Below are 16,250 nucleotides of genomic sequence, written 5' to 3' on the forward strand. Positions count from 1 at the left end.
GAACGTGGGCCGGAGCGACAGCCTCGACCTCGGCCCGTGGGCGAGACGGGGCCGGAACGGGAGCCTTGGCCCGTGGGCGAAACCGGACCGGAGCGGGAGTCTTGGCCCGTGGGCGAGACCGGGCCGGAGCGGGAGCCACGGCCTCAGTCCGTGGCCGAGCCGGAACGTGGGCCGGAGCGACAGCCTCGACCTCGGCCCGTGGGCGAGACGGGGCCGGAACGGGAGCCTTGGCCCGTGGGCGAAACCGGACCGGAGCGGCAGCCTCAGCCGGTGGGCGACCCCGAACCGGAACCCGAACCGGAGCCCGTGCCCGGCGGCTCTTCGTGACCGGCCTCGCGAGAGGGATCCTCCCGAGGGGAACCTCCCGAGGGGGAACCTCCCGAGCGGCCCCGGCGAGGGGCCCGTCAGGCGAGGGCCCGTCAGGCGAGGGCCCGTCAGGCGGGGGGCCGTCAGGCGGGGGGCCTCGGACCGGGGACCCTCAAGCGGGGGGACCCTCCGACCGAGGCCCCCCGCGGGGGAAGCCGTCATGCCCGTCGTGCCCGTAACGTCCGCGCAGCTCGGCGATCACCCCGAACCCGGCCGCCGTCAGCGGCACGGCCAGCAGCATCCCCAGGACGCCCGCGACGCTCGCGCCCGCGGTGATGGCGAGCATGACCACGGCCGGGTGCATCTGCACCGTACGGCTCTGGATCATGGGCTGGAGCACATGCCCTTCGAGCACCTGCACGGCCACGACCACGCCCAGGACCCACAGTCCGATCGCGAACCCCCGGTCGACCACCGCGACCAGTACCGAGACCGCGCCTGACAGGAACGCGCCGAGGTACGGGATGTACGCGCCGACGAACACCAGCGCACCGAGCCCGAGCGCGCCGGGCACCCGCAGGATCAGCAGCCCGACGGTGATGCAGAAGGCGTCGATGAAGGCGATGACGGTCGTCCCGCGCATGAACCCCTCGACCGCCCCGAAGGCCCTGCGCGCCATGGCCTCGACCACTTCCCCGGTGGCGCGCGGGGCGAGCCCTCTGAGCGCGCCGGCCGCCTTGTTCGAGTCCCGCAGGAAGAAGAACATCAGCAGCAGCGCGAGTACGGCGGTGGCGATCAGCTCGCCGACGACGCTGATCCCGGTGATCAGTCCGGAGGCGGCCGTGGCGCCGAACTTCCCCAGCAGGCTCTTGGCGTTGGACGCGAGGTCGTCCAGCGAGGTCCCGGCGGAACCACCGAAGTGGTCGGCCAGGCTGTGCCCCGCCTGCTTGAGTGAGGCGACGATCTGGTCGCCGGTGTCGACGAGCGCGCTGACCACGACGTAGGCCGCGCCGCCGACCACACCCACGACGGCCGCGCAGGTCAGCGCGGCGGCGAGGGAACGGTTCATCCTCGCCGCGACGAGCCGCCGGAACAGCGGCCCGAGCAGCGCGGTGCCGAGCAGGGCGAGCAGGACGGGCGTGATGGCCGTCTTGAAGGTGACACTCAGCCAGATCCCGACGGCCACGACCCCGGAGACGAGCAGCAACACCGCGCACCAGGCGGCGAGGCGCCGGGCACTGTCAGGAAGCAGGGGCACCCGCGACGACGTCTGCACGCCCCCACCCGACCACGGGTCTCGTGTTTTGTCCCGCTTCACACCCCCGGACGGGTGAAGGCGCATGAACACCCGCCCGCCGGAGCAGCCCTGACGCCCCCTCAAGCCCCTTCTCCTGCCGCGCTCCGCAACAGAAGGCACCCACCGAACCGGGATCAGCCCAAGAAACTACATCGATTGCATCACCTTCATTATCCCAGTAACCTTCATCAACAGGTCGGCCCACGCGCGCTGGTGGGCAGGCATGGATCGAGCCGCGCCCCACGTGCGGCTCCGTTTGCGATGGGAAGAAAATGGGACTGTCCGGATTGACCGCCCTTGTCACCGGAGCGACTTCCGGGATCGGCCGTGCCATCGCCAAGCAACTGGCGGACGAAGGAGCCGAGGTCATCGTGCACGGCCGGGACGCCCGGCGCGGGTCGGACGTCGTGGCAGAGATCGAGAAGGCGGGAGGCGCGGCGAGGTTCATCCAGGCCGACATGACGGACGAGGCCGACGTACTACGGCTGGCCGACGAGGCCGGCGATGTCGACATCCTGATCAACAACGCCGGAATCTTCCAGTTCTACGGCACCTCGGAGATGACGACCGAGAGGTTCGACCTCCACATGGACGTCAACACCAAGGCGCCGTTCCTGCTCACCCGCGCCCTGGCCCCCGGCATGGCCGAGCGGGGCCGCGGCTCCATCGTGAACATCAGCACCCTCGCCGCCGCCGTCACGACCAAGGGCACCGGCATGTACGCGGCGTCGAAGGCGGCCCTGGAACAGCTGACGAGGGTCTGGTCCGCCGAATACGGCACCCAGGGCGTACGAGTGAACGCGGTGGCCCCCGGCCCCGTCCGCACCCCGGGCACGGACGACATGGACGCAGCGACCCTCAAGGCGATCGGCGAGACCACGGTGCTCGGCCGCATCGCGGAGCCCGAGGAAATCGCCGAGGCAGTCGTCTTCCTGGCCTCCGACCGCGCCAGCTACATCACCGGAATAGTCCTGGAGGCAGCAGGCGGCCGCCTGAGCATCGGCTGACCCGCATTCACCCCCTCAACCCCGCACCCCAGCCCGCCCCGCGACCGGTCAACGGCCGCGGGGCGGCGGCACGCGGGCAGCCGAATCGGAGGGGATCACTTTCCGGAAGGTCTGAAGAAAACGAGCACTGCCAGCCGCTGACGTTCCAAAGGCCCGAATTCGGCAAACTGAGCCGGCGCAAAAGACCCCCCAGATCAGCGTCGCTCAGAGGTGGAGTCCGCCGCAATTGCCCGTCTCAAGACGGTGAAGCACATGCTTCGCCGGGGTCAGATCTCCTCCGACTTCAGGTCCCACGGAAGGCGGTCTCCTGCAGCGGCCTGTACCGCGCGGAGCCTGTCCCGGTCCTCCTCGATCAGCATGAGCGACTCGAACGCGTAAGCCGCACCAGCCTCCGATGGGCCCTTCATCACCTCGGCATACAGAACCCACAATCCTTGCCGCGCCGCGTCAACACATGCCTCGGCCGCAGCACTCTCTGTGTCCACAGCCGGCCCGAGAATCCGCAGCACCCAGCCGAGCGTCTCCCGTCTGGAAGGCTCGGACAGGTCCCCCGTCAGAGCAGCGAAGGCCGTCGACACAAAGGCGGACGACGCCGACACAAGGCCATCGGCCGGAGTCATCACGTGGTCATGCAGAGCCGTGATGAACGCCTCACCACGGCCATGGCCCTCATCGAGCGTGACCAACTCCCTTACCTTCTCGGGGAGATGAGCAGCACTCCCACCGCAACCGCACTCCATACGCGCCCAGTCGAACTTCGACAGCTCGATCTCGAAGAGATTCATTACCCCTCTACCTTCCCCACGGACCGCCCGGCTCAGCGGTGATCCCAGGCACGAAATTGCCAACGCTGGGATAGTCCGCCTGGCAATTCACGCACTGAACCGTTCCGGGTTCGGTAGAGACCTCAGATTGTGGTTGTGACCTGGGGTTTCGTGGTCGTGAGGTAGTAGTTGGTCTCGTATTCGACGGGCGGGATGTGCCCTATTTCACCGTGGAGCCGACGGTGGCAGTACCAGTCCACCCATTCCGCGGTGGCCAGCTCGACCTGGGAGAGAGTCCTCCAGGGCCGCCCCGGTTTGATCAGCTCGGTCTTGAACAGTCCGATCGCGGACTCCATGAGGGCGTTGTCGTAGGCGTAGCCGACCGAGCCGATCGAGGCCGCGATGCCGGCGGCACCCAGGTGCTCGGCGAGCCGGAAACTCGTGTACTGCGACCCGGCATCGGAATGATGTATCAACTCCCCCCGCCGGTACGGATGTTCTTCACGGTCGCGCTGCCACAGGGCCATGTCCAGAGCGTCCAGAACGAGCTTGGTCTCCTTCGACATGGCGGCGGACCAGCCGACGATCCGACGGGAGAACGTGTCGACGACGAAGGCGACGTAGACCACTCCCGACCAGGTCTTGACGTAGGTGAAGTCGGCGGCCCAGCAGCGGTGATGACCTTTTTGCCGCGGACGGCGCCGGCGATGCCGAGTTCCCGCATGAGTCGTTCGACGGTGCACCGCGCCACTGCGTGGCCCTGTCGGTGCAGCTCGCGCCAGACTTTCCTGGCGCCGTAGACGCGGAAGTTGGTCTCATGGACCTCGGTGATCAGGTCCTTGAGGGCGGTATCACGCACCCGCCTGGCTGAGGGTTCCGCGGCGCGTTTCTTCGCCGCGTAGTAGGTGGAGGGGGCGATCTTGCAGTCATGCTCGGTGAGCACGCGGCAGATCGGCTCGACACCGCCGAAGCGGGCCCGGTGCTCGTCGATGAACGCTACGAGCGTGTGTGTGGCCGGTCGAGCTCGGCCGCGAAGAAAGACGCCGCAGCCTTCAGGATGTCGTTCGCGCGCCGCAGTTCGGCGTTCTCTTTCTTCAACGCCTTCATCGCCGCAGACTCCTGCGACGTCGTGCCCGGACGCTGCCCGGAGTCGATCTCGTCTCGCTTCACCCAGTTCCGCAAGGTCTCGGCCGAACCGATGCCCAGCTTCTGGGCCACCGCCCTCAACGCGGCCGACTCGTTCGGGTAATCGCCGCGGACCTCGACGACCATGCGGACCGCTCGTTTGCGCAGCTCAGGGGGATAAGAGGAGGGGCGTGCCATGACTCAATCCTTTCACGGAATCGAGTCTCTACCGAACCCGGAACGGTTCACCTTGACCAGGTGCTTCAGGCCCTGGCCCTTGATCTCCGCCGTCACCGTGCGGACCTCGGACTTACCCGTCTTCGGGTCCGTCGCGACGACCTTGTCGCCCGCCTTCACCTGCTCGATCGGCTTTGTGCTGCCGTCGGCCATCAGGACCTTGGTGCCCGCCACGAAGCTGTTGCAAGACCCGCCGCACCCGCTCCCGCGCCAACGGCGACGGGACGTCTACCAGCGCAAGGACCACCGCTGGGAAGCCGCCGGATACGTCCTCGCCCCCGGCAACACCCGCAAGCGCGTCCGCGTCTACGGCACCACCCGGAAGGAGGCCCTGGCCAAGCTCACCGAGAAGATCGCCAACAGCAACCGCGGCCTCCCCGTCTCTACCTCGCAGGGCAGCGTGGCCGCGTACCTGACGTACTGGCTCGACGCTGTCGCCGTCCACCAGCTCCGCGAGAACACCCACACCCGCTACGCCGCCTCCATCCGCCTCCACCTCAACCCCCGGCCTCGGGGCCAAGAAGCTCGCCCGGCTCACCACCCGCGACGTCCGCACCTTCCTCGACGGACTCCGCACCACCTGCCAGTGCTGCACCCAGAACCGGGACATTGCCCGGCGAGCCTGCTGCGCCATCGGCCAGTGCTGCGACAAGCGGCTCTCACCGCTGACCGTGACGTACGTCCACGCGGTCCTCAAATCCGCCCTGGAACACGCCGTCCGCGAAGACGACCTGCCCCGCAACGTCGCCCGAAACATCAAGACCCCCGCACCCCGCCCTCGGCGCTTCAAGCCCTTCACCGCGGCGAGGCCCGGCAGTTCCTCCACGCAGCCAGCAGCGACCGGCTCCACGCACTGTACGAACTCGCCCTGCGCACCGGACTCCGCAAGGGCGAACTCCTCGGCCTGCACTGGGACGACCTCGATCTCGACAGTGGCACCGCCAGCATCCACCGCTCCCTCCAGCGCACCCCCACCGGCGGCCTGACCATCCTTCACACCAAGACCCGCGCCTCCGAACGCCGCATCGCCCTCCCCACCGAATGCATCAACTCCCTCAAGACCCACCAGGAACGACAGCAGGAAGAACGTGGGGCAGCCGGAACGGGCTGGACGGACAGCGGGCTCGTCTTCACCACCCCGAAGGGCAGACCGCTCGACCCCACCAACCTCACCCGCCGCTTCCGCTGTCTCCTCCAAAGCGCAGGACTCCGGACAATCCGCTTCCACGATCTCCGCCACTCGACCGCGACCCTGCTCCTGGAACAGGGCATCGACCTCGTCGTCATCAAGGAACTCCTCGGCCACGCCCACATCGGCGTCACCGCCGGCGTCTACCCCCATGTACGACTCCGCCTCCAGCGCCACGCCATCGAGACCCTTGGCAACGCCCTCGGCCAGGGCGACGATGCCCCCGACAACCCTCCCACCGCAGCCGCCGTCCGCTGACGTTGCCGTCAGCGTTGCCGTCGAACACATCAGAAAGCCCCGCCGACGCTCTGGCCGGTGGGGCTCTCTGACAATTTGGCGAACTAGTCCTACTTTCTCGACACACCATCCGAAGGGTGCGCTACGTCTTTCGCGTAAGCGATCGCTTCGGCCACTACGTTCACGTCGACCTCCCTCGGTGTCGGCATGAGGCAGAGGACATCCGCAGCATCTATGCGGATCTCACAGACGCAATCCCCAGTGTCCATGGCTCGACATTCCACATAGTTGACCTCTTCATGAATGCTGGCCACAAGGAAGAGGCGATACTTGCGTCCCGCGATCTCTACTATCCTCATCCGAGGAACCCTTCGAATGTGAGCCCGCCTCCGCGCATACTCCAGCGTGCACCGTAGCTACCGTCCGGATGCCAGATGTCGCGAACCGTGCCTCCATAGTGCGCCGAGGCAGAACCCACTGTGTCTGTACTACCTGGATTGGTCAGCAACTCAAGGACCATGTTGTCGCCCATTTCAGTGCGCTCTGAATCCGAAGCAAGAGTCGGGAACTCACTCGCATGAACCGGCCCTCGACTGGGGTCCGCATGCTTCTGCAATGCCCTCCCAGCATTGCTTTGACCGCGAGCGATTTTGCCGGTACGAGTATCGATTTTGGCGTTCTTATAAGGCCCAGTCGCTGCATCGGCAAGCTCGTCAACGGACGCGTTTCCACAGTTATGAACGAGGACCGGAGTAGCCCCCGCCAGCACATAGTACGTGTGCTACGCGAGCCCCTCGACCTGCTTTTTCGCAGGTCAAGCATGGTTTGCTGGTCCGGTGATGTGCGTGGGTGTCCGTGGTTGTGCGGGGTTGTTGCCGTCAGCTACTGCCGTCAGCCGGTTCAGCCCAGGTAGGGGCTTTCACGGTGTTCCAGGAAGTGCTGGAGCCGGAGCCTCTGGGTGTGGTGCATCGGCAGTTGCTCGATCTCTTCGGGCGGCATGAACCGGAGTTCGGTGGATTCGTCGGAGATTGCCAGTTGGCCGCCGGTGATGCGGGCGGTGAAGCAGACGTTGAACTGGCGGCGGACCTCGCCGTCGGTGTAGGCGATGATGTGTTTCGGGTCGGTGTAGGTGCCGACCAGGCCGGTGATCTCAACGTCGAGGCCGGTTTCTTCCTTGACTTCGCGGACGGCTGTGCCGGGCAGGGAGTCGGTGAGGTCCATGCCGCCTCCGGGCAGTGCCCATAGGTCGTTGTCGCGTCGGCGCTGGAGGAGGATGCGGCCGTGGTCGTCGGTGACGACGGCGGAGGCGGCGACGACCATGCTGTTCGGCTTGGGGGCGGTGGGGTCGTCGTAGTACTCGGTGCGGGCCACGGTCAGCCTTCCTCTCGTACGGGCGTCGCCGTCGCCCACACGGCGTCGAAGCTGTCGGCGTAGGTATCGAACATGCCGCCTGTCTCGTGTCGGCGAAGGTGCCATACGGGGGCGGCGTAGGCGTTGACGCCCCAGATGTGGGCGTTGACGAGTTGCTGGTCGTCGGCGCGGTAGAGGGAGTTGTAGAGCGTGGTTTCGTGGGTGCGGACTTCGATGCCGGGGGTGCCGGCGAGCGGCCTGTAGTGCATGAGGGCGAGGCGGCAGCGGGATTCGATGCCGTGGCCGAAGCGCTCCTCCTGGCCGCGGGCTTGGACGTTGTCGCTGTCGGGGTCCCCGATCGCGATGCGGACGGTGCAGCCTTCGGCGGCGCGTTCGCTGAGGAGTTCGTTCAGCCGCGGGTACGCCTCGTGGAGGAAGACGGCCGCGTAGACGAGGATGTCGATCCGTTCCCGGGCCTGGGCCATCAGGTCGGTGAACGCCGAGACAGGGATGTCGGCCCGCTGGTCGTAGAGCGCGACCAGTTCGGGGCTGATGGCGCGGGCGGGGCGGGCTTGGCGGAGCGCCGGCCAGAGTGCGTGCACGTCTTCTCCCAGGGCCTTGGCCGCCTGGAGGGCTGTGGCACGACGTGGGATACGCCCGAGGTTCACCCAGCGCTCGACCGACTTGGGGTCGACCTCGACCTGCTGAGCGAGTGCGGCGTACGTCCAGCCTCCCGCCGCCATGACGGCTCGTAGCCTCTCGTTCGGCACGAGTCTCCCCCCTTGTCTCAGGACGGCACTAGGGACGTTCTACACGGTGCAGGACGTCCCGAAGTGGGGTTTGGCGGAGGTTCCTTCGTCCCGGTGACCGGCGTGAGGATCGGTGCCGACCCTGTGGCACCAACAGGCCCAGGGGCACGCATCCACGCCGCCGAGGAGCGTCACCGTGCGAAAGAGCGCCACCCCATGTGTTCCCGCCCTGCGACTGGACGCCCGGTCGCGCGCCGCCTCGCCGGGGTGGTCACGATGACGGCCCCCACCCCTGATGCCGACGGGCACACCGTCTCGCCCGATGCCGGCGCCCTGGTGGTCGACCGGCGGAGCGGCAAGGTGGGCGTGGTGATGGGGCATGTGGGGCCGCACGTGCAGCTTCGGCCGCCGCGCGGTGGCCGGGAGTGGGACGTGCCGCCCGAGGACGTACGTACGCCGACTCCGACGGAGGAGTTGAGCGCGAAGGTGGCCGTGGCCAACCGGAGGTGGGGACGGTGACCCCTCGCTCGGTCCTGCGCTACGAGACCTGGACGCTCCAGCCCGACCGCGAGCCGGACGCGGAGCCGGTCCTGTACGCGATGCAGTAAAGAAGAAGCTCGCCAAGCTCGCCGCGAAGGACGTGCGCACCTGGCTGAACGGGCTGCGGACCGTCTGCCAGTGCTGCGCTCGCGGCATCGACGCCCGGCGCAAGCCCGATGCTCAGGCCGACCGTCGGCCCCGCTGCTGCGCCATTGGGAAGTGCTGCCGTAAGTACCTCTCACCGCTGACGCTCGCCTACATCCACTCCGTCCTGAAGTCGGCCCTGGAGCACGCCGTCCGAGAGGAGGAAATCCCGCGCAACGTCGCCCGCAACGTCCGCACCGGCACACCCCGCCCACGCCGCTTCAACCCCCTCACCGCCCACGAGGCCCGCACCTTCCTCGCCTCCGCACAGGGCCACCGCCTGCACGCGCTGTTCGAACTCGCTCTCCGCACCGGACTCCGCAAGGGGGAACTCCTCGGCCTGCGCTGGGAAGACCTCAACCACGACGCCGGCACCGCCAGCATCCGCCGCACCCTCCAGCGCACCCGCACGGGCGGCCTCACCACCCTGCCCACCAAGACCATCAGCTCGGAACGCCGCATCGTCCTCCCAGCCGCCTGTGTCGCATTGCTGCGAGAACACCGCGACCGGCAGACCCAGGAGAAGCAACAGGCCGGTGCGGAGTGGGTGGACGCCGGTCTCGTCTTCACCCGCCTGGACGGGCACCCCATCGAACCCGCCACCCTTAGCCGCCACTTCAACGCCCTGCTCCGTCAATCCCGTCTGAGGGCGATCCGGTTCCACGACCTGAGGCACTCGACCGCCACCCTCCTCCTGGAACAGGGCGTGGAACTCGTCGTCATCAAGGAGCTGTTGGGTCACGCACACATCGGCGTCACCGCCACCGTGTACGCCCACGTCCGCCTCCGCCTCCAGCGCGACGCCATCGACCTCCTCGGCCGCACCCTCGGCAAGTCCTCCGAGGCCGCCACCAACCCCGACGACGGCGACGGCCCGCCGCTTTGTGCAGCACCCGTCCGCTGACGTTGCCGTCAACTACTGCCGTCAAGACGCCATGTAGCCCTCCCCGGAACAGCTCCGGGAAGGGCTACATGGGTTTTCAGATACTTACCTTATGACGCGGACTCTTGAGTTAAGATCGCCTCTCAAATTTCCCAGTTGTTTAGTTCGACAAACGCCTCGATAGAAGGAGTCAGTTGCACGGAAAATGCGCTTGCTGATACCTGCGCCTGGGTTGCCACCGAGCGTCCAATCACACCTTGAGCGGAATCTTCTGACCCCTGAGAAAGAAGCGCAAGGACCTCACGCTCGGCGTCAATCTCCATTTGCACTAGCAGCCCTGGAGGAGGAGGCTCTTCTCCGTACCTTACAATTACGGGATTTTCTCCTGACAGCTTGAAATCGAGCATGGAGAGCAGTGACCTGAGGGTTGATAGACATCTCTGCCTTCGGGGCTGAAGGCCTCAAGGAGACGGCAAGAGCATTTCCCACGAGCCCCACCGCCTGAGCCACATAGAACTCTGGGCGAGAAGAACCACCCTCGCCGTCCTGAGGTTCCATCTCCAGCCCATCCAACGCCTCGGCGCATTCGTCCTGGACAGACTCGCCAGCAGCTGCCGCCCAAGCAAGCTCAAGCGAGGCATCGACCCACGTCAAGTACTCCGAAGGGCCTAGGGCTCGACAGAAAGTCACCCCCCGTTCCGCGGCTGCAGCACAGATCAGCATCAGCTCAGAGTCCGAAGCGTTCGAAATTGCCTGAATTTCTGACGGAATCTCCATGTCCCTCTAGCCTCCAGTGGCCCAGAAGATTGTGAATGGGGAGTTTTGTGCAGCATGACCGCGGATTCCTGCGCCACCCAACGTCACCCCGCGAACGTTCAGCATGGGCGAACAGATGGCAACGCAGAAGTTTCGCGATGCCGCACCGAACACTGCATGCTCATTTGCCCCCAAGCTGTTAAGGATCCCTTCCTCTGCATGTCCAGCCGCCTGCACGAATTCCTCTCCCGGTCGAAGTGTCCACCCGGAAGGCATTGCGCCGCCCCCATTGATTCCGATCCGAGTGGTGAACGTCTTCGTCTGAGAGTTGAAGACACACCAATTACCGCCGTGGTGCCCTTCACGTCCGCCATGAAGTAATCATTGCGGGACGCCTGCAACTCTTCCGCACGGTTGAGAGCAAGCATCGCATCGTCTTCAGTTGCAACCCCATGACCACAGTTGTGAACCAGGACCGGCGTGGTCCCTGCCAGCGCATAGTACGTGTGGAGGTCACCGACGGTGAGGGTGTGGGCGGTGGTGCCGTGGCTGGTCCAGCGGGTGATCGCGGTGATCTGGACGTGGGTGCCCGCGCTGGTCCGGAGCCATTGGCCGGCGTTCAGATCGGTGGCGTCGATCCATTGGCGGAGTTCGGGGACCCAGAAAGGAGGGGCCGTCGGTCGCGGTGATCCCGGCTGTTTCCGTGCCCTTGTCGCCGTCGGTGTCGATGGTGACCTTGACGAGGTGTTTGAGGCCCTCACCCGTGATCTCCGCGGTGACCGTCCCCACCCGGCTCTCGCCGGTCTCCGGATCGGTCACGATGACCCGGACGCCGGCCTTCACCTGTTCGATCGACTTGGTGGTGCCGCCAGCCATCAGGACCTTCGCACCCGGCATGAAGCTGTTACTCGTACACGAGCCGCCCCCGTCAGCCTTGCCGGAGCCGGCCTACGTCCACTCCGTCCTCAAGTCCGCCCTGGAACACGCCGTCCGCGAAGAGGAGACCCCGCGCAACGTCGCCCGTAACATCCGCGCGCCGACACACCACAGCTCCGACGCTTCGAACCCCCCACCGCTGAGGAGGCCCGCCAATTCCTCACCGCAGCCCAAGGCCACTGGCTGCACGTCCTGTTCGAACTCGCCCTCCACACCGGACTCCGCAAGGGCGAACTCCTCCTCGACCTCGACGCCGGCACCGCCGCCATCCGCCGCACCAGCACAGGCGGGCTCACCACGCTGCCTACCAAGACGCGGGCCTCCGAACGCCGCATCGCCCTCCCCGCTGCGTCCAGTCACTGAAGCTTCACCACGAACAGCAGCAGCGCGAGCGCGAGGCAGCAGGCACCGCGAGGCAGCACAGCGCGTACGTGTTCACCACCCCTCAGGGCAGACCGATCGACCCGACCAACCTCACCCGAACCTTCACCACTCTCCTCCGCAAGGCCGGCCTCCGCCGCATCCGCTTCCACGACCTCCGGCACTCGACAGCGACCCTCCTCCTGGAACAGGGCGTCGAACTCGTCGTGATCAAGGAACTCCTCGGCCACGCCCACATCGGCGTCACCGCGACCGTCTACTCGCACGTCCGAATCCGCCTGCAGCGCGACGCTATCGACACTCTCAGCACCGCGCTCGGCAGCCCGGAGACCACCGAGACGGCCAGCAGTGACGGCGATGAACCGCCATCGTGCGCCGCCTTCGTCCGCTGACGTTGCCGTCAACTACTGCCGTCACGAAGTGCAGAAGCCCCGCCAGAAGCGATCTGGCGGGGCTTCATATTTGCGCTTGCGTGCCCTCACAAACCCATGCGGACTCACGGAACTGCATGAAGGCAGAGCCCCCGGTTAAGCGCTTCCGGAAGAATCTCCGGCCCTGTCAGGCGTTGCCCCGATGGAACTCACCAACCCGGCGGCCAATGCCAATGCCTGTTCTCGAAAGAAGCCGATTCTTTCATAGAACACTTCCTCAGAGGACATCAAGGCTGGGGCGGAAACCAACGCTGCGAACAGTACGTGAATCTCATTGAGCTGGAATTCAGAATTCGGCCCGCCAACTTTCTTCATTACCTGCGCAGCGCTTGCGCGATCGACGCCGAGGCGCACAATCGAAGGACGGTCCCCATCGGGGCGATCCGCGTGAAACATAAGCGTCTCGCAAATCAACTGCTTCTGCACCTCCGTCAACCGCAAGAAGGCTCCACTGTGCGTCACTGTGGCTGCAACCTTTACCCTCATGGCGTCACATACCTCCCGCTTTCAAAGGCATCCTGACCGTACCTAAACCCGTGGATGTTACGGCCGGTCGTAACAATTAGCACACCTCTACTGGAATCGTATGCCACACGCGATCCAGTCCTGGTGTCCGTGTGCGTCATCTTGCCTCGCCACGATGCAAAGTAGGAACCCAGCGCGTCAGGGTCATGTCCGATACCGGGAAGATCGTGATCCGCCGCAGTGGAGGAGCCGTCATGCATCCTCTGCACCTGGTAATCGACACCATCGGCCACATCTGGGCCGTGCGCACTATCTATTCGATCGTAGGTGTCATCATCGAGTCCGCCATTGACGGGATCTCGCCCATTGCAGTTGTGAACGAGTACCGGCGTAGCCCCAGCCAGCACATAGTACGTATGCAGGTCCGCGACCGTGAGGTTGTAGACCGTGGTGTTCTGGGCGGTCCACTGTTCTGCGGCCGTTATCTGGATGTGCGTGCCGGCGCTGGTCTGGAGCCACTGGCCCGGCTTCAGGTCCGCGGCGTCGATCCACTCGCCCAGCTCCGGAACCCAGAACGGGTGGCCGTCGGTCGCTATGACCTGGGCCGTCTTCGAGCCCTTCTCGCCGTCCGTGTCGATGGTGACCTTGACCAGGTGCTTCAGGCCCTGGCCCTTGATCTCCGCCGTCACCGTGCGGACCTCGGACTTACCCGTCTTCGGGTCCGTCGCGACGACCTTGTCGCCCGCCTTCACCTGCTCGATTGGCTTTGTGCTGCCGTCGGCCATCAGGACCTTGGTGCCCGCCACGAAGCTGTTGCTCGTTTCGCAGGACCCGCCGCCGCCCCCTTCGGTCTTGCCCGAGCCGCCGCTGCCGCTGGAGCCGCCCCCGCTACTACGAGAGGAAGCGCCGGAGTTACCGCCCGGCTTCGAGCCGCTGCCCTTGCTGCTGCCGCCTCCTCCGGACGAGGCCTTGACGGTGGAGACCTTCGGGGCAGCCTTCGCCTGGGCCTGCTTCTGGACCGGGTTGCCGGTTTTCTTGGTGACCGAGACCGCCTTGTCGGCGGTTCTCTTCGCCGCCTCCGCCGCCTTTTTCTTGGCTCTTTGCGCGGCTTCCTTCTTGGCCTTCTCGATCGCCGCCTTCTTGGCCCGCAAGGCAGCCGCTTCCGCCGCCTTCGCCGCCTTGAGGACGATCTCCGCCGCCCTCTTCGCGGCGCGGAAGGACTCGATGGCGTTGATCGTGCGGTTGACGGCCTTCAGGACCGACGGGATCTTGCCGAGCTTCGTCCACGGGATCGCGCCGATGATCAGGCCGCCGCAGGACCACATGTCGCCGCCGAAGCAGGACAGCGCGTCATTGATGCCGATGAAGTCCTTCAGGGTCTCCCAGGCCACGGCCATGATCACCGAGGAGAGGGACTTGCCCATCATCGACTGCGCCTGGGCCACCTGAGCCGCCGACAGACCCGCGCCCGCCAGCGCCGCCGCGCGTTCCGACCCCGTGAGGCTGATCGCCAGACCCGTCGGGTCGGACATCGTCACCGGGTTGTTGTGCGCGTACGAGTAACCGTTGGACTGGAGAACGTCGTTCAGGTCCAGGACCGGGTCCGCCGACAGGAAGCGGCCGACCACCGGGTCGTACATGCGCGCGCCCAGCGGCTGGTAGCCAGAGGAGTCGTCGCGGGTCGCGCCCAGGAAGCCCGTGTGGGACTGGAAGTTGACGCCGACCGTTCCTGCCGGGTCCCGGGCTCCGTCCCCACCAGGGACGACCGGGACCAGGCCGCTCGCGTACTACTCATACCTCGGGCAGGCATGGGCGCGAGCGCTCAGTCCTGTGGGACCTCCTCGACCACCGTCTCTCCGAAGCGCCACGAACCCCGATTGCCGACGGCCTCCGCACGTAGCCCCATCTCCCAGGCGATCCGGGCAGCCCGCCGCTGTGTCACATCGGGGTACTCCTCGGGGCGCACCTTGATGTAGCCGCGGCGGTCGGAGGGATACCCGCGCAGGGCGTCGCGCAGCTTCTCCTCCTGCTCCTCCCGCGTGGAGTGATCCCTCGTGAGAGTCTTGTACGCCCTTCCGGCGGCACCAGGCCTCTTCCGCTCGTTCCGGCGCCTCGCCGCGTCCGATCCGCGCCACGCCATCCAGGCGACGGCGCCGAGCGCGGCCAGCGCCAGGGCCGCCGAGCTGAGTGCGTCGCCCGTGGCGTCCGCCTGGCCCGGTGTCTGGGGGCGGAGTTCACCGTCGGGGTCCTCGATCACCGTCACCTTTTGGCCGACGTCGTAGAGGTCGGACGTGGTCGTCATGGCCGGGCCCGGGACCTCGGTGCCGTCCTGGTGCTCCAGTGCGTAGTGGGAGTCCCGGGCCTTGCGTCCCTGCGCCGGGTCGAGCCACTCCTTGACGACGGTGGCAGTGACCTTCTCACCCCGCCGCTGCAACAGGAGGTCGTCGTGCGCCACATGGGCTATATACACGGACATCAGGGACGCACCGACGATGAACAGCATCGCGTACGCACTGGACTCCCTGGCTCCGAGCTTTCGGAGCAACACGACGAGAAGCACGCCGTGCACGATCCACAGGGGTATCAGCAGGCCGAAGCCGAAGTCGTCCGCCAGGAGGAATGTCCCCGCGATCACGGCCAGCACATAGCAACCGATACCGACCGCCAGCAGAAAGGGAAACCGGGTGCGCCTCTTCCGTGCTTCCTCCGCTGCCTCCGCGCCGCCGCTCATGCCTGTCGCTCCGTTCCTTCGCTGTTCGGCGCGCCGCCGACCTCCGGATTGTCTTCCTGGCGCGGTTCATCTGCCGAGACGGACCTCATGATGCCGCTGAGCACCTCCAGATAGTCGGCCCAGTGGTCTATGTCCTCGGTCATGAAGACGAAGAGAACTGATCCGGGGCCGGTCTTGAGCGGCACGCAGAATTGCACCTGCCGAACTGTGGCGGGAACAGGCTCGTCCAGATCGAAGAGTGCTCCCGGGATCAGCAGGTCCTGATCCTGTATGCAGAGGGCGGAGATGCCGTATGGCAGCATGACCAGCCCGACCTCGGCGTCCGGATAGAACTCTCGCCACTGGGCGGCCGTGCGTTTCGCCGATCCCTGCCTGTCCTGACTTCGCGGGCCGGCGTCCGGCTGTTCGACGATCACACAGAGAGTGCCCTGGGACAGCGCGTCCCCAGGCATGCGCAACAGGCAGCTCGACACGTGCTCAGCCCCCGCCGCGATCATCGTCTGAAGGATGTACTCGCTCGACACCACGAGGCTGAACTTCTGTGTCGGCGTGGCGTCGGCGAACAGTGAGTCGGTCGCGTCCGCCATGCGCAGCATGCGCGCCTCGGGATCCTCGTCGAGATCGAACTCCGTGAAACCTGGGGGTATTTCGAACCAGAAATCCGGCACGCCGGCCGGCGAAACGGCCTCTCTGGAGGGCACGGTCGTAGTCGGTGTATCCGT

Annotated in this window: 12 protein-coding genes and 7 pseudogenes; 5 read left to right on the forward strand and 14 right to left on the reverse strand. The window is 66.3% G+C overall.

All coding sequences use genetic code 11. The features are described from left to right. Positions 1-478: 478 nt before the first annotated feature. Positions 479-1,564 carry an AI-2E family transporter gene (locus ACIP6N_RS11060; RefSeq protein WP_401815223.1) on the reverse strand — a complete coding sequence of 362 codons (1,086 nt, stop codon included), beginning with the start codon at positions 1,562-1,564 and terminating at the stop codon, positions 479-481. 326 nt (positions 1,565-1,890) lie between these two features. On the opposite strand from ACIP6N_RS11060, the gene ACIP6N_RS11065 reads away from it, so the two are divergent. Continuing rightward, on the forward strand, positions 1,891-2,610 hold the full coding sequence (locus ACIP6N_RS11065) for an SDR family NAD(P)-dependent oxidoreductase (RefSeq protein ID WP_401814649.1): 720 nt from the start codon (positions 1,891-1,893) through the stop codon (positions 2,608-2,610). 266 nt (positions 2,611-2,876) lie between these two features. Here the strand turns inward: ACIP6N_RS11065 and ACIP6N_RS11070 are convergent, their stop codons facing one another. The 5 genes and pseudogenes from ACIP6N_RS11070 to ACIP6N_RS11090 all read right to left on the reverse strand — a co-directional run. After that, a complete protein-coding gene (locus ACIP6N_RS11070) occupies positions 2,877-3,395 on the reverse strand; it encodes a hypothetical protein (protein WP_401814650.1) in 519 nt (172 codons plus the stop codon). Positions 3,396-3,517: 122 nt separating this feature from the next. Then, positions 3,518-4,117, reverse strand: coding sequence for an IS3 family transposase (locus ACIP6N_RS11075; protein ID WP_401814652.1), 600 nt, complete (start codon positions 4,115-4,117; stop codon positions 3,518-3,520). Next, positions 4,117-4,317 (reverse strand): annotated as a pseudogene (locus tag ACIP6N_RS11080) (IS3 family transposase); the annotation flags it as partial. The gene ACIP6N_RS11075 and the pseudogene ACIP6N_RS11080, both read right to left, overlap by 1 nt. 53 nt (positions 4,318-4,370) lie before the next feature. After that, positions 4,371-4,697 (reverse strand): transposase, encoded by a 327-nt coding sequence (locus ACIP6N_RS11085; RefSeq protein ID WP_401814653.1) that lies wholly within the window; start codon positions 4,695-4,697, stop codon positions 4,371-4,373. A 48-nt stretch (positions 4,698-4,745) separates the two neighbouring features. Further along, a pseudogene (locus ACIP6N_RS11090) lies at positions 4,746-4,943 on the reverse strand (Hint domain-containing homing endonuclease); the annotation flags it as partial. Between ACIP6N_RS11090 and ACIP6N_RS11095 the strand changes: the two are divergent. After that, positions 4,871-6,183, forward strand: a pseudogene (locus ACIP6N_RS11095) (tyrosine-type recombinase/integrase). The pseudogenes ACIP6N_RS11090 and ACIP6N_RS11095 overlap by 73 nt on opposite strands. Positions 6,184-7,062: 879 nt before the next feature. Here ACIP6N_RS11095 and ACIP6N_RS11100 read toward each other — a convergent pair. Together ACIP6N_RS11100 and ACIP6N_RS11105 are read right to left on the reverse strand one after the other, a co-directional pair. Beyond that, the gene (locus ACIP6N_RS11100) at positions 7,063-7,533 is read right to left on the reverse strand and encodes an NUDIX domain-containing protein (RefSeq protein WP_037888451.1); all 471 of its coding nucleotides are present in this window, start codon (positions 7,531-7,533) and stop codon (positions 7,063-7,065) included. Positions 7,534-7,535: 2 nt separating this feature from the next. Further along, positions 7,536-8,255: an XRE family transcriptional regulator gene (locus tag ACIP6N_RS11105; protein ID WP_401815224.1), complete on the reverse strand. Its 720-nt coding sequence runs from the start codon at positions 8,253-8,255 to the stop codon at positions 7,536-7,538. 273 nt (positions 8,256-8,528) lie between these two features. Here ACIP6N_RS11105 and ACIP6N_RS11110 point away from each other — a divergent pair, with 273 nt between their 5' ends. Both ACIP6N_RS11110 and ACIP6N_RS11115 read left to right on the forward strand, forming a co-directional pair. Beyond that, complete coding sequence (locus ACIP6N_RS11110; protein ID WP_093554521.1) at positions 8,529-8,780, forward strand: hypothetical protein; 252 nt, start codon at positions 8,529-8,531, stop codon at positions 8,778-8,780. A gap of 88 nt (positions 8,781-8,868) precedes the next feature. Next, a pseudogene (locus ACIP6N_RS11115) lies at positions 8,869-9,849 on the forward strand (tyrosine-type recombinase/integrase); the annotation flags it as partial. Between the two features lie 122 nt (positions 9,850-9,971). On the opposite strand, the gene ACIP6N_RS11120 reads toward ACIP6N_RS11115, so the two are convergent. Both ACIP6N_RS11120 and ACIP6N_RS11125 read right to left on the reverse strand, forming a co-directional pair. Then, a complete protein-coding gene (locus ACIP6N_RS11120) occupies positions 9,972-10,235 on the reverse strand; it encodes a hypothetical protein (RefSeq protein ID WP_401814655.1) in 264 nt (87 codons plus the stop codon). Between the two features lie 798 nt (positions 10,236-11,033). Further along, a pseudogene (locus tag ACIP6N_RS11125) lies at positions 11,034-11,529 on the reverse strand (polymorphic toxin-type HINT domain-containing protein); the annotation flags it as partial. 4 nt (positions 11,530-11,533) lie between these two features. Here ACIP6N_RS11125 and ACIP6N_RS11130 point away from each other — a divergent pair. After that, positions 11,534-12,293, forward strand: a pseudogene (locus ACIP6N_RS11130) (tyrosine-type recombinase/integrase); the annotation flags it as partial. Between the two features lie 135 nt (positions 12,294-12,428). On the opposite strand, the gene ACIP6N_RS11135 reads toward ACIP6N_RS11130, so the two are convergent. From ACIP6N_RS11135 to ACIP6N_RS11150, 4 genes and pseudogenes are all read right to left on the reverse strand, one after another. Then, positions 12,429-12,758, reverse strand: a complete 330-nt coding sequence (locus ACIP6N_RS11135; protein WP_401814657.1) for a hypothetical protein — start codon at positions 12,756-12,758, stop codon at positions 12,429-12,431. 404 nt (positions 12,759-13,162) lie between these two features. Beyond that, a pseudogene (locus ACIP6N_RS11140) lies at positions 13,163-14,506 on the reverse strand (polymorphic toxin-type HINT domain-containing protein); the annotation flags it as partial. A 113-nt stretch (positions 14,507-14,619) separates the two neighbouring features. Continuing rightward, entirely contained in the window at positions 14,620-15,528 is a 909-nt protein-coding gene (locus ACIP6N_RS11145; RefSeq protein ID WP_401814658.1) for a hypothetical protein, read from the reverse strand. Further along, positions 15,525-16,229, reverse strand: coding sequence for a hypothetical protein (locus ACIP6N_RS11150; RefSeq protein ID WP_401814660.1), 705 nt, complete (start codon positions 16,227-16,229; stop codon positions 15,525-15,527). The genes ACIP6N_RS11145 and ACIP6N_RS11150 overlap by 4 nt, the downstream gene beginning before the upstream one ends. Positions 16,230-16,250: the final 21 nt, after the last annotated feature.

Source organism: Streptomyces sp. NPDC088725 (assembly GCF_044751305.1).
Taxonomy (GTDB): Bacteria; Actinomycetota; Actinomycetes; order Streptomycetales; family Streptomycetaceae; genus Streptomyces.